Source organism: Sphingobium sp. R-21 (assembly GCF_049913335.1).
GTDB lineage: Bacteria > Pseudomonadota > Alphaproteobacteria > Sphingomonadales > Sphingomonadaceae > Sphingobium.
In genome coordinates this window covers 1,813,558-1,835,946 of the sequence record NZ_CP184374.1, presented here as the reverse complement: position 1 = coordinate 1,835,946, position 22,389 = coordinate 1,813,558, and the positions used below count along the sequence as shown (strand labels likewise).

Sequence of the window (22,389 nt, the reverse complement as noted above, 5' to 3'; positions counted from 1 at the left end):
CTTTCAAATGCCGTACATGCGGCGAATGCCCGCGCCTCGCGCGGTCACGATGGCGCGCCGCTCCTCGGGCGAGACCGTGGGCGAGCCGACGTGGAGATGGTTCGGCAGGTCTGCGAGCTTGACCCTGGTGACGACTGGCTCGGGCACCGGATCGCACCAGACCCAGCGCGATGCGCAGACGCCCCGCAGATGACCGACCGTATCCATCCAGTTCGCGATTCCAGGGTCGCGGGCAGACACGACGATGCGGATCTTGCCGTCCGGATCGACCCTTGTCTGCATGGCGTTCAGCGATGACTGGTTATTGAGATAATCGACCGTGTCGTACTGCAGGTTGGCGAGCTGGAATGCCCAGAACGTCGAGGTCTTCGGCGGGTCGAACTCAAATACCAGCCCCTCGTCCTCGGCAATGTCGAACACCATGAAATGATAGGCGGCGTGCTGGATCCCACCCAGGTTCTGCTCCTTGCCGGTCCAGAAGACGTTTACGCCCACGTCGCCGACGATCTCGTCGTTGCGTCCGATCCAGTGCCGCGCCGATTCACGGGCGAAGTTCGTCAGCTTGCGGATGCGGGTGGCAAGGTCGCGGTTGCTGATCTGGAGGCGGGGCTTGTCGAGGCCGTCAAGACGCTCGATCTGGACCACTGCGGGTACGTCGTTCGTCCAGTCGTACATCGCGTCGCGAATGACAAGAAGCAACTGGTTCTCGCTCGGGTCAGTCTTGATCCAGTTGCCGTCATGCTGGTCGGGCGAGAGGATGATCTCGAAACTGCCGTCCGCCTCGACATGCATCTTGCCGAACTCCAGGATGGCGACCTGGCGGAACTTGGGATCGCCCCAGAACTCGCTCTGCACGTGGAGCTCGCTCCAGCGGGTGGTGCCGGTCTTGCCCGTGATCCGGTAGGTGCCCGCGCCGTCGGCAAAGGCGAACTGATAGTGGAAATCGGGGCAGCACAGGCCCCAGGTGAAGGTCATCGGGTGATGGAAGGCGTGCGTCTTGCTGAAGAAGGGGTAATCCTGCCTTGGCGCGACGAAGACGTTGAAGCCGGTGTGCTCGATCGACATGACGTGGAACATCGCCCGATCCTGCTCCTCGGGCGTGTCTGCCCATCCCGAGGCGAACCATTGGGCGCGGATGTCGGCCAGAACCTTGGTGTGCTCGTTCCACACATGTTCGTATGAATCGGCGCTGCCGGGAGTATTGTCTGCCATCGCTCTCCACTCTCTCTTGCTCGCGCGCCGATGCCCGCATTCGGTGCGGCGGCGATGCCGGATGGCGAGACGATAGCGAATCGTCTGGACAGCGGTGTCCCCATATGGGAGGTTCATCGCGTTATGAATGATGTCGCGGACCGGTTGATCGCAGCGTTGCACGACGGCCCCTTCGAAACGCCGCCCTGGACGACGTTCCTGGAGCTGCTGCGCGCGGAGCTGGACGCCGACTATTCCGGTATCATCTTTAAGCCGCCGGATCGTGGGCCGGGCGGCGTGGTGGAGTTGTTCGCAGGCGACGACGCACCGGTGGAGGTCCATCAATTCTATCGCGAAAGCTTCTACCGCTCCGACCCCGTCATGGGCGGGACCCTGCGCGAAGGGCAGGTCTACGACCTGAACGACGTTTTTGACGAGACGAACGACTATCACCGGAAATATCGCCAACAGATATTGGAGCCGCGTGGCGTCCGGCACATGAAGGTGGTGCGCGTCACCGAACCGAGCGGCGTCACCGGCTGGATGTTCATCGCGCGCCGGGACAAGCCGTTCCACCAGCGTGATGCGGAGTTGCTCGCGCGGCTTTCGGCGCATTTCCGGCGCTCGCTGCGCAACCATATCGCGCTCGAAGGCGAACTGCTCCACGCCCGCGCAGCGGACAGCATCATTGCTCGGCTGAACATCGGCTGGCTGACTCTCGATGCGACCGGCACCGTCGTCCAGACAAGCGCGCATGCCTCCGCGATCCTCGACCACAGCGCCGCGCTCAAGATCGGAAAGGACGGTCGGCTGGTCGCGATGCGCTCCTCGGCGAACGGGGTGCTACAATCGGCCATCGCCGCCATCTCGGCCGAGGGATCGGCCCGGCCTCAGGCGATCTGCGTGTCGGACGATCCCTGGCTCAACATGATGCTGACGCCCTTTGCTGGCGTGCCGGCATCGCCCGACAGGACGTCGGTCATGATCGCGTTCCTGCAGGGCGAAACGCGATTCGGCGCGCGCAGGCACGAACAGATCGCCGAATTGTTCGGCTTGCTCCCCAGCGAGGCGCGGCTGGCCCTGCTCATCAGCCAGGGCGCATCGCTGGCGGAAGCGGCCGACAAGCTGGCGATCACGCTGGAGACGGCGCGGAGCTATTCCAAGAGAATCTATGCGAAGATGGGCGTGCGCGGTCAGGCCGACCTAGTGCGGTCGATCCTGACCAGCGTTCTGACGCTCGCCTGATCGCGCCCCGTGCCACCCGATTGATAAGCGCGCGGCGCCTGCTACTGTCGGCGTTATGTTGGGAGCGATCCGCTAGCAGGAGAGTGAGCCATGACGTTTGATCCCTTCACGCAATATGACCGCCGCACGCTCGTGGCTTCCGACCCCGTCGAGATCGATGCGCCGGCCGCCATCGTTTGGGAGATCCTGACCGACCTGCCGCGCTACGGCGAATGGAACCCCTATTGCGTGCGCGCCGAATCGACGCTGGAAATGGGCGCGCCGGTGAACATGATGCTGGTCGACTATACCGGCTCCGGCTCGCTCATTCCCTGGTGCGAATATCTCTGCGCGTTCGAGCCCGAGCGCCTGCTGTCCTGGGAGCTGCCCGGTACCCCCGAATTCCCTTATGAGGCCCGGCGGGATCAGGTCATCACTCCGCTCGGTCCCTATTGTTGCCGCTATCTGTCCACCGACGCCTTTTTCGGCGAGAACGCGATCCATGTGATGAACTTCACGCAGGGCTGGGTGAAGCGCGCGTTCGACGACACCGCGCGGGCGCTAAAGCGCCGGGCCGAGGCGATGCACCAGGCGCGCACGACGGTCGCCGCCTGAAGTCAGGGCAGCCGCGCGACGGGTCTCGCGCACGATCCGCGCCATCGGGATTGCGCTGCTTGGGGTGAGGACCTCGCCGATCGCCTCTTGCCTGTCATCCAGGGTGTCGTCCGATTGATTATGAGCGCTGGTATCGCTTCGAAGCGCGCGATGGTACTGTTGCGGCACAGATGCAGCGTTCGCGGAGCTGTGCCGCATGATATGACAAGCGAAGAGGATAGGACCCGAGGCGATGATGACACTGCAGGAGATTTCCGACCGGCTTGAGCTCGAAAAGCTCACCCATGATTATTCCCATGCCATCGACACCCGGGATTTTGATCTCCTCAACGATGTGTTCACGCCCGACGCTTTCGTCGACTACAGCGCGTTCGGTGCCCCGGCGGGCGATTTCCCCTATGTGCGGGACTGGCTGAAGACAGGCATGAATGCATTCGGCGGATCCCACCACATGGTCACCAATCACCGCTTCGTGATCGAGGGCGACCACGCGACCGGGCGGGTGATGTGCTTCAATCCGATGGAAAGCCTCGATGAGAGCGGAACCCGTCCCGTCATGGTCTTCGGCCTCTTCTACATCGACGAATATGTGCGCACGCCTGCGGGCTGGCGAATCAAGTCGCGCGTCGAGGAAGCGACCTACACCCAGAATGTTCCCAAGGGCGCGCTGCCGGACTGATCCGGCGGGGCAGAGAGTGCGAACGACGGAGGAGTCGTCCGGCTCACGAGCGAGACGATGCGATTTCAAGAGCACTTCTCGAAAAGTGGGAACGGTGCTGTCAGACAAAGGCGAACCGCTCTCCACACGATGCACTTCGGGCTTAGAACGGAGAAACTCAGCTCGCGAGAGACTGCCACTGGGCCAAGGCGGCCGAGCGTCTTTGCTTGTAAATCTCTCGATCGACGAGATGGCGCTCCAGGGCGAAGTGATTGTGAAAGTGGGCGTGGACGGATGCGAATTTCTGCAGGGATCGCATCTGTCGAAACCTGAGCATAGCCCGCTCCCGTCGTCGGAAGGAGAGATGGCTGTTTTCAACCCGATTGTTCAGCCACTGCCCCATTTCCTGCTGCAGCGACAGCGGGTAACGGACATACATCATCACCACCAACCGGATCACCTCCGGGGAGGAGTTGAAATACCGAAACGGACTAATGGCGGGCTTGGTCATGACCCACCATTTACCGAACCCCGGTTTGCTTTGACAGCACCGTTCAAGCAGCCGGAAAAGTTCGATCACTGGCGGATTGGATCGAGGACAACTTGATATCGATTGTCGATTATCGCAAATCCCGCGCGACAGATATGGTGTGAATGACTTAGCTCAGACACGCTCCACCGCCAACGCCAGACCCATGCCGACACCAATGCACAAAGTGGCGATGCCGCGCTTGCCGCCGGTCTTTTCCAGTTGATGCACGAGAGTCATGGCGATGCGCGCGCCCGACATGCCGAGCGGGTGGCCGAGTGCGATCGCTCCGCCATTGGGGTTCACATGCGCAGCGTCGTCGGGCAGGCCGAGGCCCCGCATCACGGCGATGCCCTGGCTGGCAAAGGCTTCGTTGAGTTCGATCGCGTCGAAATCATCGATGGTCAAGCCGAGGCGCGTCAGCAGCTTTTGCGTGGCGGGCAGGGGACCGATGCCCATCACGCGCGGCTCAACGCCGATCGACGCCATGCCCAGGATGCGCGCGCGCGGGGTCAGGCCGTTGGCATTCGCCGCCGCCTCGCTGGCGATGATCATCGCGGCCGCGCCGTCATTGATGCCCGACGCATTTCCCGCCGTCACCGTGCCGTCGGGCCCGAACAGGGGCTTGAGCTTGGCCAGCGTCTCGATCGTGGTGTCGGCGCGTGGATGTTCGTCAACGCTGATCTCCATCGTCTCGCCACGTTTCTTGCCCGGCACAGTGACGGGGATGATCTCCTCCGCGAAGAAGCCGCTTTCCTGGGCGGCGGCGGCGCGCTGCTGGCTGCGCAGGGCGAAGGCGTCCTGATCCTCGCGGCTGACGCCATAGGCGACGGCCACATTCTCGCCCGTGCGCGGCATGGTCTCCGTGCCGTAGAGCGCGTCGAGCGCAGGGTTGACGAAGCGCCAGCCCATGGTCGTGTCCTCGATCTTCTGGTTGCGGCCGAACGCGCCGTCCGACTTGCCCATCACGAAAGGCGCGCGGGTCATGCTTTCCACGCCGCCGGCGATGGCAAGCGCCATCTCGTCGGACCGGATCGCCCGCGCCGCCGCACCCACGGCCTCCAGACCTGATGCACAGAGCCGGTTTAGCGTGACGCCCGGCACCGTGTGCGGCACGCCCGCCAGCAGCAGGCTCATGCGCGCGACGTTGCGATTATCCTCGCCCGACTGGTTGGCGCAGCCGTAGAAGACTTCCTCGACCGCAGCGGGATCAAGGCCGGCGTTGCGTTCCAGCAGCGCCTTCATGGGCAGCGCTCCCAGATCGTCGGCGCGAACCTTGGAAAGGCCGCCGGCATAGCGGCCTATGGGGGTACGAACGGCGTCGCAGATAAAAGCATCGGTCATCGAAAATCCTCTCGATATTATACGGCTTCAGGCGGCTTGCGACTGTGCGGCCATTTCCAGCTTCACGCCGGTCAGCCTGCGCAGTTCATCGAGCGTCAGCCCCTCGACGATCTCCAGCACCTGCGCGCCCTGCGGCCCGACATCGAATACGCCCAGATCGGTGTAGACGCGCGACACGCAGGCGAGGCCGGTCAGCGGATAGGTGCAGGCGTCCACCAGCTTGCTCTCCCCCTGCTTGGTCAGCAAGTCCATCATCACGAATGTCTTCTTTGCGCCGATGGCCAGGTCCATCGCACCGCCCACGGCGGGGATCGCGCCCTGCTCGCCCGTGTGCCAGTTGGCGAGATCGCCGTTCACCGCCACCTGAAACGCGCCCAACACGCAGATGTCCAGATGGCCGCCGCGCATCATCGCGAAGCTGTCGGCATGATGGAAGAAGCAGCCGCCGGTCAGCAGCGTCACCGCCTGCTTGCCCGCGTTGATCAGTTCCCAATCCTCTTCGCCCGTCGCCGGGGCCGGTCCCATGCCGAGCAGGCCGTTTTCGCTCTGGAGGAAGATTTCGCGCTCTTGCGGCAGATAGTTCGCGACCTTGGTCGGCAGGCCGATGCCAAGGTTCACATAGGCGCCTTCGGGAATGTCGCGGGCGACGCGGGCGGCCATCTGGTCGCGGGTCATGCGGTTCATGGTACGTGTCTCCCGGATCAGGCGGCAAGTGCGTGGTTGGTGGCGGACGCGATCTGGACGACGCGCTGGACGAAGATGCCCGGCGTCACCACGACCTCCGGGTCGAGCGCTCCCAGCTCCACGATCTCGCCGACCTGCGCGATGGTGGTCCTGGCCGCCATCGCCATGATCGGACCGAAATTACGGGCGGTCTTGCGGTAGACAAGGTTGCCCCAGCGGTCGCCCTTGTGCGCCTTGATGAGCGCGAAGTCGGCATGGATCGGATATTCCAGCACATGGTGGACGCCGTTGATCTCGCGCGTTTCCTTGCCCTCGGCGAGCAGCGTGCCATAGCCGGTCGGCGTGAAGATGGCGCCAAGGCCCGCGCCCGCTGCCTGGATGCGCGCTGCCAGATTGCCCTGCGCCACCAGTTCCAGCTCGATCTTTCCGGCGCGATAGGCCGCGTCGAAATGATGCGAGTCCGACTGGCGCGGGAAGGAGCAGATGATCTTCTTCACCCGGCCCTCGCGGATCAGCGCCGCGACGCCCGCTTCGCCGTTGCCGGCGTTGTTGTTGATGATGGTGAGGTCGCCCACGCCGCGCGCGATCAGCGCGTCGATCAACTGGTCGGGCATCCCCGCCGTGCCGAAGCCGCCGATCATGACCGATGCGCCGTCTTGAATTTCTGCCACCGCCGCTTCGGCGCTGGCCACCGCCTTGTCGATCATCCGAGTCTCCATAAGGGTCCGTTGCAGACCATCTGATTAGGTCGGGATATTGCGTCAACCGGTAAACGTGATATTGTCCGTTTATCGTTTGATTTGGATGGCGATATGATCGAGAACAGTGACCTTGAGGCGAATGGGGATCCTGAGTTCATGCAATCGCTGGCACGCGGCCTCGCCGTGCTTCGCTGTTTTGCAAACGAGCAGCGGCCCATGACGATTGCGCAGGCCAGCCGACTGACGGGGTTGAGCAGGCCTGCGGTCAAGCGCTGCCTGCACACATTGGTCCGAACGGGCTACGCCGCGCAGGACGGCGTGCAATATGCGCTTCGTCCCAAGGTTCTGGCGCTTGGCTATGCCTACATGTCCTCCAGTACACTCGCGATGCGGGCGCAGCCGTTGCTCGATCAGCTGCGCGACGACCTCCACGAATCCTGCTCTCTGGGCGTGATCGAAGAGGATGAAGTCTATTATGTCGCCAGGGCCGAGGTATCACGGATCATGTCGATTGCTTTGAGGGTCGGAAGCAGGCTGCCGCTCTATTGCACGTCGATGGGGCGTGTTCTCCTTGCGGCCCAGCCGCGTGGCGATCAGGAAGCCTATCTGCGTCGCACGCAGCTGAGGCAATGTACGCCCAAGACCGAAATCAACCCGTCCAAGCTGCTCGCGATTCTCGAGCATGTCGCAGAGGAGGGATATGCGATCGTGGATGAAGAGCTCGAGTTGGGGCTGCGTTCGGTGGCCGTGGCTGTCCACGGCAAAGCCGGTGCGATGGCGGCCGTCAACATGGGGACGCAGGCTGCCAGGGTCTCATTGCCCGATATGCGATCCCGTTTTCTGCCGGGCTTACGGCGCATAGCACGGAACCTCGAAGCCATGGGGCATGACTGACATGAGGATATCACGCCAGCTTTGCATGTGACGGCGACCTCGCGACCCGGCGGACGGACTTCAACGGGAACCGAGCTCACACGTCCCTGGGGCCCGTGACGCCTGCCGAATTTGCTTCATCGGCCGAGGGTTAACCCCGGCCGATGAAATGCCGGATCTCTCATTCTGGCCGGTGGCTGAACTGGGACAGGGCCAAAAAGCCACGTTCGGTCAAGGGCCGCCTGTTATAAGGTCATCCATCGTTCAATTTTCTGGAACCATCGTCTTCAAATAGGTGGGTGGTACACAATTGCAGATCCTGTCAGGTCACCGCTACAAAAACATCGCTGGAGCAGTGATATGGCGAAGGTTCTCGTTCTCTATTATTCGACCTACGGACACATCGAGACGATGGCGCAGGCGTTGGCCGAAGGCGCCCGTTCGGCAGGCGCCGAGGTCGACATCAAGCGCGTCCCTGAAACCGCACCCGAGGATGTCGCACGGGATAACCATTTTAAACTCGACCAGGCCGCTCCGATCGCGAACGTTGAAGATCTGGGGAATTACGATGCCATCATTATCGGGACTGGCCACGTTTCGGCCGCATGTCCTCGCAAATGGCGGCGTTCCTCGACCAGGCAGGCGGTCTATGGGCCCGCGGCGCGCTCAACGGCAAGGTCGGCGCTGCCTTTGCGTCGACCGCAAGCCAGCATGGCGGTCAGGAAACCACGCTGTTCTCTTTGATTACAAACCTGCTTCACTTCGGCATGACGATCGTTGGTTTGCCCTACAGCTTCCAAGGTCAAATGACGATGGGCGAAATCACCGGCGGGACGCCCTACGGTGCCACAACTCTTGCCGGCGGGACGGTAGCCGCCAGCCCAGCCAGCTCGAACTCGACGGCGCCCGACACCAGGGTGAACTTGTCGCCAGGACTGCCGCCAAACTCTTCGGATAGATTCTCAGGCACCGACGTTGGGACTCGCCGCTGCAACCCATAGAAAAACAAGATTTTTCTCCGAGCGGGTGATCGGTGAGGTAGTTTAGGAGAGGATGAAGTGGGACTTCTGGTCGAGGGCAGGTGGCATGACGACTGGTACGATACTGCGTCTACCGGCGGTCGCTTCGTCCGGAAGGACAGCACGTACCGCAACTGGATAACCCCCGACGGATCCGCTGGCCCTAATGGCCAGGGCGGCTTCAGGGCGGAGGCTGGGCGCTACCACCTTTATGTCAGCCTTGCTTGTCCTTGGGCACACCGCACCCTGATCATGCGTGCCCTCAAGGGGCTGCAGAAAATGATCGGCATTTCGGTCGTCAACTGGGTGATGGGGGAAGGTGGGTGGACCTTCGACGACGCGCCGGGCGTGATCCCGGACCCGATTCACCACGCCAAGTGTCTGCACGAAATCTATACGACGGACGATCCGCACTTTACGGGTCAGGTTACCGTGCCTCTGCTTTGGGATAGGCTGCGCGGACGAATCGTCAATAACGAGTCCTCCGAAATCCTGCGCATGCTCGGTTCGGCATTTGATGGCCTTGGAGCGAAGCCAGGCGATTACTACCCCGAACCGCTACGCGATGAGATCGACGCGCTTAACCTGCGCATCTACGACACGGTGAACAATGGTGTTTACCGGGCTGGCTTCGCGACCACCCAGGAGGCCTACGCCGAAGCAATCGTCCCGCTGTTCGAGACACTTGACTGGCTGGAGCAGAGGCTTGATGCACGTCGCTTCCTCTTCGGCGACGCAATGACAGAGGCCGATATCCGATTGTTTAGCACTCTGGTGCGGTTCGATGCGGTGTACTTCGGACACTTTAAATGTAACCTGCGGCGAATTGTAGATTATCCCGCCCTGTGGCGCTTCACCCGCGAGGTCTATCATCTGCCCGGCGTGGCCGAGACGGTGAATATGCAGCATATCAAAGGCGCTTATTATCAGAGCCATCCGACCATAAACCCGACCGGCATCGTTCCGTTAGGCCCATCTATTGAATTCTAGGGGGCGGGCGTTCGATGCACGGGATCGCAGATTCGGCGCTTCCATTGACGGAGAGGCAGTGTCGGACGGCGAAGTCGGGACCATATCTGTGCGTCAAACACGCTCGACAGCCAGCACGAGCCCCACGCCGATGCCGATGCAGAGTGTCGCAATGCCGCGCTTGCCGGTGCTCCTCTCGAGCTGATGCACCAATGTCATGGAGATGCACGCGCCGACATGCCAAGCGGGTGATCGAGAGCGATGCCACCACCATTGGGAGGTTCATCCCGAAGAATGCGCCACCAGCGATGTGCCTGAGCCAGCAGGCGTACGACAGACGGGTCGACTTCTGCGGATGGCCTGCTCCCCCGATCGTCGATCAACCGCCGTGAATATCCGCCGCGCGCCCTCGACCGCCATTCAAAGGCGAGGGCAAGGCGCATCATGGATGGGCTGATTCTGGGTGCCGGGGTGCCAGTCAGGCGCTCCCATTCGGCTTTGAGCGCTGCTGATGACATCCGTTCCAGCGCGGTGATCTGACGCTCTGTCATCCCTGTCGGGATCCGATCTGATAGCAGGTCCTGCCGTCACGCGTTCCCCTGTCGATGATATTGCCCTTTTTCCGGAGGCCCGCCAGTGCCGCCCGCACGGTGTGGGGCAGCCAGCCTGTGGCTTCGGTCAGTTCGGCCATCAACGCCCCTCCGGGGCGCTCAACCATGGAGAGCAGCAGTTTTGCCTTGGTGGTCCGCGGAAGAGGGGAGGCAACCGGCAAGGGATCCGCTGCTGCATTTTTCTCATCGTCAGTCTCGGGCTCGACCGGGCTTCCGTCGGCCGGTGGGCGATAGCTGCCGGTCCTCTTTCGAGGTTGACGATCAGTCGCGAGCAGCAACAGCTGCCGGTCAGCCGTCGACCTCAGTCGACGTTCGGCGGTGAATTTGTGCTCCTCAGCTGCCGACCGTCTGCTACCGTACGCAATGACCAAATTTCATTTCTACGAGCCCAGAGAGGGGCATCGGTTACCACATGATCCCCTCAATGCGATCGTTGCCCCGCGGCCGATTGGGTGGATCTCGACAATAAGCGAGAATGGGGTGCGCAATCTGGCGCCATACAGCTTCTTCAACCTGGTCAATTATCGTCCCCCGCTTGTCGCCTTCTCGTCGGTGGGTTGGAAGGATTCAGTGGCGAATGTTCAGGCAACGGGCGACTTCGTCTGGAACCTCGCAACAATGGCTCAGGCGGAGCAGATGAACGCAAGCTCGGCAGCCGTGGATCCCGACGTCGACGAGTTCGATCTCGCCGGACTGAGCGCGCTACCCTCTGTGCTCGTTAAACCACCTCGCGTCGCGGGCAGCCCGGTCCATTTCGAATGCCGTTTGACCCAACTCATTCAACTCAAAACCAAGGACGGTCTCGATCTGGATCAGTGGCTCGTTATTGGGGAGGCGGTCGGCATTCATATTGACATGGCAATGCTCGAGGATGGGATTTATCAAACGGCGCGTCCAAACCCTATTACCCGCGGCGGCGGGCCGGCAGATTATTTTGAGATCACCCAGGACCGGCTGTTCAGGATGAGGCGCCCCGGCTGACGGAAGGCCTGTGATTTCACGGCTTATGCTCCGGGGTTGGCAAGGTCGACATCAAGAACTTCTTTTACAAATAGCGAGTGAAGCCTGACTGTTACGCGCGTGCATTCGGTAGTGCTGCCCACAGCATCAGAGAATCTGGGGCAGATCGCGTATCTTTCGTGCGCATCGGGCTCTCCGCACTACCGACGGAAGGCGAAAGCGCGCGGAACTGCGCCCGTGTTCCGGCGGGTTCTCGAATATCCTCAATGATTTGAGACTGGGTGGCGGAGCGGGAGGGATTCGAACCCTCGATACGCTTTTGACGTATACTCACTTTCCAGGCGAGCGCCTTCGACCACTCGGCCACCGCTCCGCATTGCACTGGAGGCGGCTCCCTATCGTGCGTCGGCGCGCTAGGCAAGGGGATGCTTTACTTTCCTGTCTCATGGGTGCCTGATTGCGCCATGCACATCCGATTTTCGCCCTTGCTGGCCACGCTTTGCCTGTCTTCGCCGGCACTTGCCGCCGATCCGCTGGCCACCCCCTCCGCCGTCGTGGCGCAGGCGCCCGCCAGCGCGTGGCGGAGCATCGCGCCCGATACGCTGCTGGTCATGACGGTCGAGGGCGGCAAGCGCGTCGTCATACAGCTCGCGCCCGACTTCGCGCCGGCCCATGTCGCCAATATCCGCGCACTTGCCCGCGCGGGCTGGTGGGATGGGGAAAGCGTCTACCGCGTTCAGGACAATTATGTCGCCCAATGGGGCGACGCGACAGAGAAGAAGGCCCTGCCGGCCGGCATCGCCACGGATATCAAGGCCGATTATGTCCGCCCGCTCGCGACGCTCAAGTCCGCGCCGCTCCCCTTGCCCTATCCGGACGCTTATGCCCCCCGCACCGGCTTCATCGATGGCTGGCCGGTGGCGATGGATCAGACGTCGGCCTGGCTCCCCCATTGCTACGCCATGGTCGGCGTGGCGCGGAACCTGTCGCCGGACGCGGGGACCGGAGCCGAACTCTATGCCGTGATCGGCCAGGCCCCGCGCCAGCTCGACCGCAACATCGCGCTGGTCGGACGGGTGATCGAGGGGATCGCCCTGCTTGCCAGCCTGCCGCGCGGTTCGGGAGAGTTGGGCTTCTACGCCGCGGGCGAAAGGCGCCTGCCGATCCTGTCGATCCGCCTGGCCAGCGACCTGCCGGAGGCGCAGCGGCCGCATTATCAGGTGATGGACGTCACGTCGCAGAGCTTTGCCGATTATCTCCGCCTGCGCGCGAACCGGAAGGATGATTTCTACGATCGGCCCGCGGGCGGCGTCGATCTCTGCAACGCGCCCGTGCCGGTACGGCCGGCGCCCTGAACGCGTCGTCGCGCCGAAACGGGTAAAATGCCGGAACGATGCCTATCTGGACTATAATATAGCCTCCCGTCGGCAATGATGGAGAAGATGGTCATGATCGTAGGCACCGTCAGAGAGATCAAGAATCACGAATATCGCGTCGGCCTCACGCCGGAGAGCGTGCATGAACTGACCGCGCATGGCCATCGCGTGCTGGTGGAAAGCGGCGCGGGGGAGGGGATCGGCGCCCATGACGCCCTCTACGCCCGCGCCGGGGCGGAGGTCGTCGATAATCCCGCCGCCATCTTCGCAGCGGCGGAGATGATCGTGAAGGTCAAGGAGCCGCAGCCGGAGGAGCGGGCCATGCTGCGCCCCGGCCAGATCCTCTACACCTATCTGCACCTCGCGCCCGATCCCGATCAGGCGCGTGCGCTGATGGCGTCGGGCGCGATCGGCATCGCCTATGAAACCGTGACGGACGCCCATGGCGGCCTGCCGCTGCTGAAGCCCATGAGTCAGGTGGCCGGGCGCATGGCGATCCAGGCCGGCGCGACCGCGCTGGAAAAGGCGCATGGCGGGCGGGGGGTGCTGCTGGGCGGCGTGCCCGGCGTCCTTCCCGCGAAGGTCGCGGTGATCGGCGGCGGCGTGGTTGGCTTCAACGCGGCGCAGATGGCGGCGGGGCTGGGTGCGGACGTCACCATCCTGGACCGCAGCCCGGAAGTGTTGGAGCGGCTGGGCATCCATTTCGAGGCGCGGGCAAAGACACGCTTCTCCAACCGGGCCAATCTGGCGGAATGCGTTGCGGAAGCCGACCTGGTGATCGGCGCGGTGCTGATCCCCGGCGCCGCCGCGCCAAAGCTGGTGTCGGCCGACATGCTGAAGAGCATGAAGAAGGGCGCCGTGCTGGTGGACGTGGCGATCGACCAGGGCGGCTGCTTCGAAACCAGCCACCCCACCACCCATGACGACCCCACCTATGTGGTCGAGGGTATCGTCCATTATTGCGTCGCCAACATGCCCGGCGCGGTGGCGCGGACCAGCACCTATGCGCTCAACAATGTCACCCTGCCCCATGCGCTGCGGATCGCGGACCTGGGGTGGAAGGACGCATTGCGCGCGGACCCGCATCTGCTCGACGGGCTGAACGTGTGGAACGGGCAGATCACCTATCGCGCAGTGGCCGACGCGCTGGACCTCCCCTACACTCCGGCGGAACAGGCTGTGGGATAGGGCGCTGGCGGCCTTTTGATCATTTAGCCATTGAACGCACCCATGCTCCCGCCGTCGCAGGAGCACCATGTGCCTCAGCGCGACCATCGGCGTCCGCTCTTCACCCTCATATTCATCACAATATTGCTCCCCCCTTTGCGGGTTCCCCACCTTCGTTCGTCTTGGAAGGGTGCGGGGCGGTTGATTGCCCCTGCCACCGACATTCCGCCGAAGAGAGGCATGGGTTCCATCATGGTCGATTGCACAGCTTCCACCGCCCCGATGCAGAAGGGCTCCTTCCCCGATAACGCCGCCAGCACGGCACCGGCTGGGGAGCGGCGCTGATGCAGGGTGACATGATGAGCTGGCTGGTGCCGCTGGTCGCGATGCTGGGCGCGGGCCTGTTTGCGGGTTTCGCGGCGGGAATCTTCGGCATTGGCGGCGGCTTCGTGGTGGTGCCGGCGCTGTTCGTGGTGTTGCCGCTGCTGGGTGGAACGCATAACGCCGTCGCCCATGTCGCCATCGGCACGTCGGCGGCGACGATCATCGTCACGTCGATCCGCTCGCTGCTCGCCCATGCCAAGCGCGGCGCCGTGGAGTTCGAGGTGCTCAAGAGTTGGGCGCCGTGGATCATCCTGGGCGACGGCGTCGGCGTGCTGCTGGCCGGCCATGTCGACGGACGCATATTGACCATGATCTTCGCGGTCGGCGTCTTCCTGATGTCGCTCAATTTCCTGCTTCCCAAGGTCGGCGGCAAGGTGATCAGCGACACCATGCCCTCCGGCATCGCCCGCGTCGGCATCGCCGGGGGCCTGGGCACCTTTTCCGCGCTGCTCGGCATTGGCGGCGGCACCATCGCCATCATGGTGATGACGCTTTGCGGCCGATCGATCCACCGCGCCATCGCCACCGCGTCGGGCATCGGCACGCTGATCGCCATCCCCAGCGCCATCGGCTTCGCGCTGATCGGCCTCAGGGAAGGCGGCCTGCCCTGGGGTTCGCTGGGCTATGTCAATGTTCCCGCGACGCTGGCCATCGCCTCCATGTCGGTGCTGACGGCGCCGCTGGGCGTGGCCGTCGCGCACGCCATGCCCGCCGCTCCGCTCAAGAAGATCTTCGGCGTCTATCTGGTGATCATCGCCTTCGTCATGTTCCGCAACGCGATCCGCATGTGATCGGCTGCGCCGTCCTGCCCGTGGTCCCCCCATCGATCACGGGCAGGATTGTCATCCCATGCCCCGGTCGTCCTCCGGCATGACATCGACCATCACCTGCACATTCTGCCCGGCACCGCCGACGAACAGCCCGTCCATCGGCGCGACATCTGCATAGTCCCGCCCCATGGCGACGAACAGATGCCCCTCGCCCGCGATCACGCCATTGGTGGGGTCAAGGCCGATCCACCCCCGCTGCGGCCCGCACCACAGCATCGCCCAGGCATGCATGGCGTCCGCGCCGACCAGTCGCGCCATGCCCGGCGGCGGATCGGTGCGCAGATAGCCGCTGACATAGGCGGCGGGCAGCCCGAACCAGCGTAGCGCGGCGACCATCACATGGGCAAAATCCTGGCACACGCCGTGCCGCGCCGCAAAGGCGGCCTCGACCGGTGTGCCCGCGTCGGTCGCCCCGCTGACATAGGCGAATTCGCCCCTGATCCGCTGCGCCAGCTCCAGCCCGGCCGCCACCGCCGGCCGGTCGGAAACGAGCAGATCGCCCGCCCATTCCCCGATCTTTCGCACCAGCGGAACGCGCGGCGAGGCATGGAGATAATGGGCCGGTCCCGCTGGCCCCATGTCCCGCGATGCCAGCGCCGCTTCCGCCACCGCGCCGACGCTCGGGTCGCCCTGCTGCGGTCCGGCCGGCGGCCCGCCCTGCACCCCGGCGCGGAAGCTGCTGTCGATGCTGATCCGATGGAGCGGGCTGTCGATCTCCAGCCGCGCGACATTGACCGGCCATGCCCCCGGCCGCGATTCGATGGAGGAGGGAGCGGGATCGACCGCCAGATGATAGTCGGACGTCCACTGACCCGGCCACGGCGCGGGTCGCAGCCGCAGGTTCAGGCGCGCAAGCTGCACCGGCGCATTATAATGCACGATGGTCTGGTGCCGGATGCGATAGATCATGACAGCAGGCTGACGCCCTCGCACCTTTCCTTGCGCCGCTGCAGGAAATAACGCTGGCCGATCGCGTCCGACAGGTCCAGCAACCGGCTCTCCGCATCCGCCAGGTCGGCCATGCCCAATATGTCGCCCGTCAATGGCGCCAGCCGCGCCGCCAGCATCGCGGCCAGCCGCTGCGGCGCCTCCGGCATGCCGTCGCCATGCAATGTGGGCAGCGCCGTGACATGCTCGGCCAGCCTTTGCGCCTGATAGACGATGGAACGCGGATTATGCGGCTCCAGCGCCACCAGATCGCGCACCGGCGCCAGCGCAGGCCCGGCGAGATAACGGTTGCGATAGCTGATCTGGCTGTCGTTGAGGTCGAGCAGCACGGTCAGGTCATCGGCCGACGCGCCGTCGCCCGCCAGCAGCATGGCCAGGCGGCAGCCGTTGATCGCCCGCTCCATCCGCCGCCCCATGTCATGGAACCGCCAGCCCTCGCTCCGTCCCATATTCTCCGCCGCCAATCCCGACAGCGCGGAGATCCGCTCGATCATCCGGGACGATGCCTTCAGCAGGGTTTCCGTCACCCCCCCGTCGAAATCGGGCAGGGGCAGCCGCACCAGCCGCCAATAATCCACCGCCAGCCGATCGCGCAGCCCTTCGCCGATGCCCGCCACCGCCGTCAGCAATGCCCGTACGCTGCCCGGCTGCGCGCCGTCGCCCAGGGCCTGCGCGCAAAGCGGCCCCACCGCTCCGCCGGCCCATGGGATCGCGCCCCACAGCGCAAGCTGCCCCAGCAGCCGGTCCATGGTCGGTGATCCGACGGCGGGGCCCAGATCGGCCTCGATCGATCCGCCGACGATCGCCCGGATGACCCGCGCCGTCATCTCCATGCGCTCGATATAGCGGCCCAGCCAATAGAGATTGTCCGCCGCCTTGGCGGGCAGCATGCCGCCCACCCGCCGGATCGCCGGAGCCGCCGCGGCCGTCGCCAGCCGATCCTCCGGCACCGGCCGCGCATCGACCACGGCCATGTCCGCGGACAGATCGCCTTCGCCCATCAGCGCGGCGCGGATGTCGCCATGCGCCGCCAGTCGCGCAAAGGCGCCCGGCATGATCCGCCATTGCCCCAGCTCGTCCCGCGCCACGAACACGCGCAGGGTGAAGGGCAGGGGAGTCAGCTTGCCCTCGACGATGGCGGGGGTGGTCGACAGCCGCACCACTTCCTGCCCGACATAGTCCATCGGCCGCCGCGCCATCGCCGCCAGCAGCGCCGCCCGCTGCCCCGCGTCCATCGCCGATCCGGGCAGGAACCGGGTTCCGTCCAGTTCCGCCACCTCCCGGCCAAAGGCGGACCCCACCACCAGCTCGTCCAGCGCCTGCGCGACATGCGCCCGTTCGGCCGCCTGTCCGCACCACCATGTCGCGATATTGGGCAGGATGAGGTCCGCGCCCAGCACTTCCCGCGCCAGTCCCGGCAGGAATGCCGCCATCGCCCGCGATTCGATCACGCCCACGCCCGGCCAGTTCGCCAACATCAGCCCGCCCTTGACGCAGGCGTCGAACAGGTCGGGCACGCCGATGCGCGATTCCGCGTCGAAGGCGAGCGGGTCGAGGAAGCGGCTGTCCATCCACCGCCACAGCCCGTCGACCCGCTTCAGCCCCTGGATGGTCCGCACGAACAATTGCCCGTCCGACACGATCAGGTCGTCGCCCTCGACCAGCAACAGCCCCAGATAGCGCGCCAGATGCGCCTGTTCGGCATAGCTCTGGTTGAACCGCCCCGGCGACAGCAGCCCGATGCGCGGATCGCTCCGTTCGCAATCCGCCGCCAGCCCCCGCCGCAGGTCGCTGAGGAACGGCGCCAGCCGCCGCACATTGAGCGCGCCCAGCAGGTCTCCGGTCGCCCGCGACAGGGCCAGCCGGTTCTCCAGCGCATAGCCGACGCCCACCGGCGTCCGCACCCGGTCGGCCAGCACGCGCCATTCGCCGTCCGGCCCGCGCGCCAGATCGGCGGCGTAGAAATGGATGAAATGCCCATGGGGCGGTGGCGCGCCGGTCATCACCCGCCAATGATGCGGGCTGCCGGTGATCACGCTCGCGGGCAGCTTGCCGTCGCGCACCAGCGACTGCGTGCTGTAGATGTCGCTGATCACCCGCTCCAGCAACTGGGCCCGCTGGACCAGCCCCTGCTCGATCTGCGTCCATTCCCGCGCCCCGATCAGCAACGGAATGGGACTGAGCGGCCAGGGCCGTTCCTGCTGGTCCCCGGTCAGGCGGAAGGCCAGGCCCAGGTCGACCGCCTGCCGCTCGACATTGCCGGCCAGCACCGCAGGATCGCCCTGCGCCTGCGCCGACAGCCGCTCCAGCATCGCCCGCCAGTGCCCCGCCATCTCCGCGCCCGCCCCGGCGAACAGGTCGCCCTCCGGCGCCCGCGCCAGATAGGCATCGGCCCAACCGGCTGCTTCCATGACAGGGGCGTCCGTTACGCTCATGGATGCCGGAAACGCAGGTCCAGCGTCATCGGAAATTCGCTTGGGGCTTCGCCGGGCGGCATGTCGACCGGCCCCGGCGTATGGCCATGGTCCTGGAACCGCGCCTTGCGCCGCGCTTCCGCTTCATAGGCGTTGACGGGCAGCGTGTCGTAATTGCGCCCGCCCGGATGCGCGACATGATAGACGCACCCGCCCAGCGACCGCCCGCTCCAGCTATCCAGCACGTCGAAGGTCAATGGCGCGTTGACCGGCAGGGCGGGATGCAGGCAGGCGGCGGGCGCCCACGCCTTGTACCGCACGCCGCCCACCGCCTCGCCCGGCACTGCCGTCGGCGTCATCGGCACGCGCCGCCCGTTGCAGGCGACGACATGCCGTCCGGCGACCAGGCCGGTCGCGCGCACCTGCAACCGCTCGGTCGAACTGTCGACATAGCGCACCGTACCCCCGATCGCCCCCGTCTCGCCCAGCACGTTCCACGGTTCCAGCGCGTGGGCAATCTCCAGCCCAACGCCGCCCGCGTCGACCGCGCCATGGATGGGGAAACGGAACTGCCGCTGCGCCTCGAACCAGTTGGGATCGAACGCGTACCCCGCCCCGCGCAGGTCGCCCAGCACCTCCAGGAAATCCGCCCAGACGAAATGCGGCAGCATGAAGCGGTCGTGCAAGGCCGTCCCCCAGCGCACCAGGCCGCCCTGCTGCGGCTGCCGCCAGAACCACGCCGTCAGCGCCCGCAGCAGCAATTGCTGCGCCAGGCTCATCTTCGGCTCCGGCGGCATTTCAAAGCCCCTGAACTCCAGCAACCCCAGCCGCCCGGTCGGCCCGTCGGGCGAGAACATCTTGTCGATGCAGATCTCCGTGCGATGGGTATTGCCCGTCACATCGACCAGCAGGTTGCGGAACAGCCGGTCCACCAGCCAGGGCGGCGGCGCGTCGCCCTCACCCGGCGCAGGAACCTGCGCCAGCGCGATCTCCAGCTCGTACAGCCCGTCATGCCGCGCCTCGTCGATGCGCGGCGCCTGGCTGGTCGGCCCGATGCACATCCCCGAAAACAGATAGGAGAGGGCAGGGTGCCGCTGCCAATAAAGCACGAAACTCTTCAGCAGGTCGGGCCGCCGGATGAAGGGCGAGTCGTTCAGGCTCGGCCCGCCCAGCACGATATGATTGCCGCCCCCGGTCCCCACCGACCGCCCGTCGACCATGAACTTGTCGGCGGTCAACGCATATGTCCTCGCCAGCGCATAGAGCCGCTCGGTGATCTCCACCGTCTCGTCCCATGTCGACGAAGGCTGGATGTTCACCTCGATCACGCCGGGATCGGGCGTCGCCTTCAACACCTGCAGCCGCGGATCGGGCGGCGGCGCATAGCCCTCGATCCGCACTGGAATCCGCGTCGCCTCCGCCGCGCCCTCCACCTGCGCGATCAGCTCCAGATAATCCTCCAGCGTCTCGACCGGCGGCAGGAAGATCGACAGGAAATGCCCCTTCGGTTCCACCGTCACGGCGGTGCGCACCGCCCCCTCGATATGGAACTGCTCGACCCGCTCCTGCGCGGCCGCGCCGCCCGGTGCGTCGGGCACCCGCTGCACCGGCTGGGCCAGCACCTCATCCACCGTCGCCCTGAAATCGGGCAGGGGCCCCCGCGGCTCGCTCGGATCGCGGGGATGGATATAGGGATAGGCCGCCTCCGGCACATGCGGCAAGGATCCCAGCGGCAGGCGATAGCCGAGCGCCGAATCCCCCGGCACCGCGAACAGGCGCCCCCGCCGCAATTGCCATATCTCGCTCTGCCAGCGCGGCGCCTGAGCCTGGCTCTGCCACCGCTGCACCGGCAGCACATAGCCCACCGGCTGGTCGAGTCCGCGCTCGAACGCCCGCACCATCCGCGCCCGCGCCTCCGGATCGGCGATCTTCGGATCGTTCGGCGACGTATTGACCGGCAGGTCGGCTTCCTTGACCGCCCACACCGCCGGATCCTCGAAGACCGGCTGCACATGCTCCGGCGAAAAGCCCATCGCGCCTGCCATCTGCGCGATGAAGGCCTCTGCATCCGCTGCCGTCACGGTTCGCGCACCCTCCGGCGCGACCTCATCCGCGATCAGCCCGGCATCGCGCCAGATCGGCACCCCGTCCTGCCGCCAGTACACCGCATAGGCCCAGCGCGGCAGGCTCTCGCCCGGATACCATTTGCCCTGCCCATGATGCAGCATCCCGCCCGGCGCGAACGCCTCCCGCAATCCCCGGATCAGCCGGTCGGCATAGCCCGCCTTGGTCGGTCCCACGGCATCGCCGTTCCACTCGCCCGCATCGCCACCATCTTCGGCGACGAAGGTCGGCTCGCCCCCGGTCGTCAGCCGCACGTCCTGCGCTTGCAAGTCGGCATCGACCTGCGCGCCCAGCGCCATCACCGCGTCCCAGCGCGCGTCGGTGAAGGGCTTGGTGATCCGCACCGCCTCGGCAATGCGACTCACCCCCATGGAGAAATGGAAATCGACCTCCGCCGGCTCGGCCATGCCGGTGATCGGCGCGGCGGAGCGGTAATGCGGCGTCGCGCACAGCGGAATATGCCCTTCGCCCGCGAACATCCCCGACGTCGCATCCAGCGCCACCCAGCCCGCGCCCGGCACATAGGCCTCGGCCCAGGCATGCAGGTCGACCACGTCCTGCGAAACCCCCTTCGGCCCCTCCAGCGGCTCGACATCGGCCACCAGTTGGATCGAATAGCCCGACACGAAGCGCGCCGCAAAACCCAGACGTCGCAGCAGTTGCACCAGCAGCCAGGCCGAATCCCGGCACGATCCGGTGCCGATCTCCAGCGTTTCCTCGGGCGATTGCACCCCGGCCTCCATCCGGATCACATAGCCCACCTGGCTCTGGAGCCGCCGGTTCACCTCGACCAGAAAGTCGATGGTCCGTCCCTCATAGCCCCTGTGGCTCTCCACCAGCGCATCGAACAGCGGCCCCTGGTCCTCCAGGTCGAAATAGGCGGCCAGGTCGGTCTTCAACTGCTCGTCATAGGCGAAGGGATAGTCCTCCGCATAAGGCTCCACGAAGAAATCGAAGGGATTGATGATGTCGAGATCGGCCAGCAGGTCGACCTCGACCGAGAAATGATCGATCGGATCGGGAAAGACGATCCGCGCCAGCCAGTTGCCATGCGGGTCCTGCTGCCAGTTGAGGAAATGCCCGGAAGGCTCGATCTTCAACGCATAGTTGGGGATTTTCGTCCGGCTGTGGGGCGCGGGCCGCAAGCGGATCACCTGCGGCCCGAGCCGGATCGGCCGGCTGTAGCGGTAGGATGTCAGGTGGTGGAGCGCGGCCTTCAGCATGAAGGCGATGAAACGCCACCCCCTGTTGCAATGCAATATGGAATCGTTTCGACAGCGCAGATTCTGGGGCGGCTTTCGACCTCACCGGACCAGATCGCCCGGATCGCTCTAGGGAACAAGGTCGATCCGCTCGGCATCCGGCAACACCGCGTCCAGCAGGAGCGAGCGATGACAGGCTGCCGCATCTCGCTCGAAGCACAGCACGGCGACCGGCTGCTCGGCCGCCATCTCCGCCAGTTGCGCCGCCTGCACCATTGCTTCGGGCAGTTCCAATTGCCCGGCATAGATTTCCGCCAGCCGCTGATGCTGCCCCTTGCGCGCCGCTTCCCGCCCGGCGGCAGGCGTTCCCAGCGCCTTCAACCCGACATAATCGATCCCCGCCTCCCGCAATCCGGCGGCAAGGATATTCTTCGAAAAACCCGGACGCCGCGACAGGGGAACCGCCCGCACGTCGGCCAGCATCGTGACCCCCGCCGCGCGCAGGGCCGCGATCACCTCGTCCTGCGTCGCGCCCTCATAGCCGATGGTGAAGATTCGCATGCCCC

Annotated in this window: 20 protein-coding genes, 1 tRNA gene and 1 pseudogene; 10 read left to right on the top strand and 12 right to left on the bottom strand. The window is 65.1% G+C overall.

Translation table 11 applies throughout. From position 1 onward, the window contains the following. Positions 1-3: 3 nt before the first annotated feature. The gene (locus tag ACN9MX_RS08750) at positions 4-1,212 is read right to left on the bottom strand and encodes a DUF1214 domain-containing protein (protein ID WP_426386694.1); all 1,209 of its coding nucleotides are present in this window, start codon (positions 1,210-1,212) and stop codon (positions 4-6) included. A gap of 123 nt (positions 1,213-1,335) precedes the next feature. Between ACN9MX_RS08750 and ACN9MX_RS08745 the strand changes: the two genes are divergently transcribed. From ACN9MX_RS08745 to ACN9MX_RS08735, 3 genes are all read left to right on the top strand, one after another. Beyond that, positions 1,336-2,436, top strand: coding sequence for a helix-turn-helix transcriptional regulator (locus tag ACN9MX_RS08745; protein ID WP_363740029.1), 1,101 nt, complete (start codon positions 1,336-1,338; stop codon positions 2,434-2,436). Positions 2,437-2,526: 90 nt separating this feature from the next. Then, the gene (locus ACN9MX_RS08740; protein ID WP_363752905.1) at positions 2,527-3,030 is read left to right on the top strand and encodes an SRPBCC domain-containing protein; all 504 of its coding nucleotides are present in this window, start codon (positions 2,527-2,529) and stop codon (positions 3,028-3,030) included. A 232-nt stretch (positions 3,031-3,262) separates the two neighbouring features. Then, positions 3,263-3,709 carry a nuclear transport factor 2 family protein gene (locus ACN9MX_RS08735; RefSeq protein WP_363740027.1) on the top strand — a complete coding sequence of 149 codons (447 nt, stop codon included), beginning with the start codon at positions 3,263-3,265 and terminating at the stop codon, positions 3,707-3,709. 157 nt (positions 3,710-3,866) lie between these two features. Here the strand turns inward: ACN9MX_RS08735 and ACN9MX_RS08730 are convergent, their stop codons facing one another. From ACN9MX_RS08730 to ACN9MX_RS08715, 4 genes are all read right to left on the bottom strand, one after another. Then, complete coding sequence (locus ACN9MX_RS08730; RefSeq protein WP_363740026.1) at positions 3,867-4,199, bottom strand: DDE-type integrase/transposase/recombinase; 333 nt, start codon at positions 4,197-4,199, stop codon at positions 3,867-3,869. Positions 4,200-4,352: 153 nt separating this feature from the next. Then, the gene (pcaF, locus tag ACN9MX_RS08725) at positions 4,353-5,561 is read right to left on the bottom strand and encodes a 3-oxoadipyl-CoA thiolase (RefSeq protein WP_426386693.1); all 1,209 of its coding nucleotides are present in this window, start codon (positions 5,559-5,561) and stop codon (positions 4,353-4,355) included. A gap of 27 nt (positions 5,562-5,588) precedes the next feature. Further along, positions 5,589-6,245 (bottom strand): 3-oxoacid CoA-transferase subunit B, encoded by a 657-nt coding sequence (locus ACN9MX_RS08720; RefSeq protein ID WP_426386692.1) that lies wholly within the window; start codon positions 6,243-6,245, stop codon positions 5,589-5,591. 17 nt (positions 6,246-6,262) lie between these two features. After that, a complete protein-coding gene (locus ACN9MX_RS08715; protein WP_363740023.1) occupies positions 6,263-6,952 on the bottom strand; it encodes a 3-oxoacid CoA-transferase subunit A in 690 nt (229 codons plus the stop codon). 105 nt (positions 6,953-7,057) lie between these two features. Between ACN9MX_RS08715 and ACN9MX_RS08710 the strand changes: the two genes are divergently transcribed. From ACN9MX_RS08710 to ACN9MX_RS08700, 3 genes and pseudogenes are all read left to right on the top strand, one after another. Beyond that, complete coding sequence (locus tag ACN9MX_RS08710) at positions 7,058-7,840, top strand: IclR family transcriptional regulator domain-containing protein (RefSeq protein ID WP_426386691.1); 783 nt, start codon at positions 7,058-7,060, stop codon at positions 7,838-7,840. A gap of 339 nt (positions 7,841-8,179) precedes the next feature. Continuing rightward, positions 8,180-8,777 (top strand): annotated as a pseudogene (wrbA, locus tag ACN9MX_RS08705) (NAD(P)H:quinone oxidoreductase). Between the two features lie 100 nt (positions 8,778-8,877). Continuing rightward, positions 8,878-9,828, top strand: coding sequence for a glutathione S-transferase family protein (locus ACN9MX_RS08700; RefSeq protein ID WP_426386690.1), 951 nt, complete (start codon positions 8,878-8,880; stop codon positions 9,826-9,828). Between the two features lie 93 nt (positions 9,829-9,921). Here ACN9MX_RS08700 and ACN9MX_RS08695 read toward each other — a convergent pair whose 3' ends face one another. Both ACN9MX_RS08695 and ACN9MX_RS08690 read right to left on the bottom strand, forming a co-directional pair. Continuing rightward, entirely contained in the window at positions 9,922-10,026 is a 105-nt protein-coding gene (locus ACN9MX_RS08695) for a hypothetical protein (RefSeq protein ID WP_426386689.1), read from the bottom strand. Between the two features lie 328 nt (positions 10,027-10,354). Continuing rightward, entirely contained in the window at positions 10,355-10,579 is a 225-nt protein-coding gene (locus ACN9MX_RS08690) for a DUF3489 domain-containing protein (protein ID WP_426387497.1), read from the bottom strand. Between the two features lie 202 nt (positions 10,580-10,781). Here ACN9MX_RS08690 and ACN9MX_RS08685 point away from each other — a divergent pair, with 202 nt between their 5' ends. Further along, a complete protein-coding gene (locus ACN9MX_RS08685) occupies positions 10,782-11,399 on the top strand; it encodes a flavin reductase family protein (protein WP_363740020.1) in 618 nt (205 codons plus the stop codon). A gap of 261 nt (positions 11,400-11,660) precedes the next feature. Here the strand turns inward: ACN9MX_RS08685 and ACN9MX_RS08680 are convergent. Beyond that, positions 11,661-11,751: transfer RNA gene (locus tag ACN9MX_RS08680), tRNA-Ser, on the bottom strand. Between the two features lie 52 nt (positions 11,752-11,803). Here ACN9MX_RS08680 and ACN9MX_RS08675 point away from each other — a divergent pair. From ACN9MX_RS08675 to ACN9MX_RS08665, 3 genes are all read left to right on the top strand, one after another. After that, positions 11,804-12,733, top strand: a complete 930-nt coding sequence (locus ACN9MX_RS08675; RefSeq protein WP_426386687.1) for a peptidylprolyl isomerase — start codon at positions 11,804-11,806, stop codon at positions 12,731-12,733. Between the two features lie 93 nt (positions 12,734-12,826). Next, positions 12,827-13,942, top strand: coding sequence for an alanine dehydrogenase (gene ald / locus ACN9MX_RS08670; RefSeq protein ID WP_363752925.1), 1,116 nt, complete (start codon positions 12,827-12,829; stop codon positions 13,940-13,942). A 323-nt stretch (positions 13,943-14,265) separates the two neighbouring features. Next, positions 14,266-15,096: a sulfite exporter TauE/SafE family protein gene (locus tag ACN9MX_RS08665; protein ID WP_133653880.1), complete on the top strand. Its 831-nt coding sequence runs from the start codon at positions 14,266-14,268 to the stop codon at positions 15,094-15,096. A 51-nt stretch (positions 15,097-15,147) separates the two neighbouring features. On the opposite strand, the gene ACN9MX_RS08660 is transcribed toward ACN9MX_RS08665, so the two are convergent. The 4 genes from ACN9MX_RS08660 to ACN9MX_RS08645 all read right to left on the bottom strand — a co-directional run bounded on the left by ACN9MX_RS08660 (position 15,148) and on the right by ACN9MX_RS08645 (position 22,384). Then, positions 15,148-16,044, bottom strand: coding sequence for a transglutaminase family protein (locus ACN9MX_RS08660; protein WP_426386686.1), 897 nt, complete (start codon positions 16,042-16,044; stop codon positions 15,148-15,150). Then, on the bottom strand, positions 16,041-18,518 hold the full coding sequence (locus ACN9MX_RS08655) for a circularly permuted type 2 ATP-grasp protein (protein ID WP_426386685.1): 2,478 nt from the start codon (positions 18,516-18,518) through the stop codon (positions 16,041-16,043). Before ACN9MX_RS08655 ends, ACN9MX_RS08660 begins: the two co-directional genes overlap by 4 nt. Further along, positions 18,515-21,844 carry a DUF2126 domain-containing protein gene (locus tag ACN9MX_RS08650; RefSeq protein WP_426386684.1) on the bottom strand — a complete coding sequence of 1,110 codons (3,330 nt, stop codon included), beginning with the start codon at positions 21,842-21,844 and terminating at the stop codon, positions 18,515-18,517. The genes ACN9MX_RS08655 and ACN9MX_RS08650 overlap by 4 nt, the downstream gene beginning before the upstream one ends. Before the next feature lie 108 nt (positions 21,845-21,952). Continuing rightward, entirely contained in the window at positions 21,953-22,384 is a 432-nt protein-coding gene (locus tag ACN9MX_RS08645) for a DUF488 family protein (protein WP_363740014.1), read from the bottom strand. Positions 22,385-22,389 lie beyond the last annotated feature (5 nt).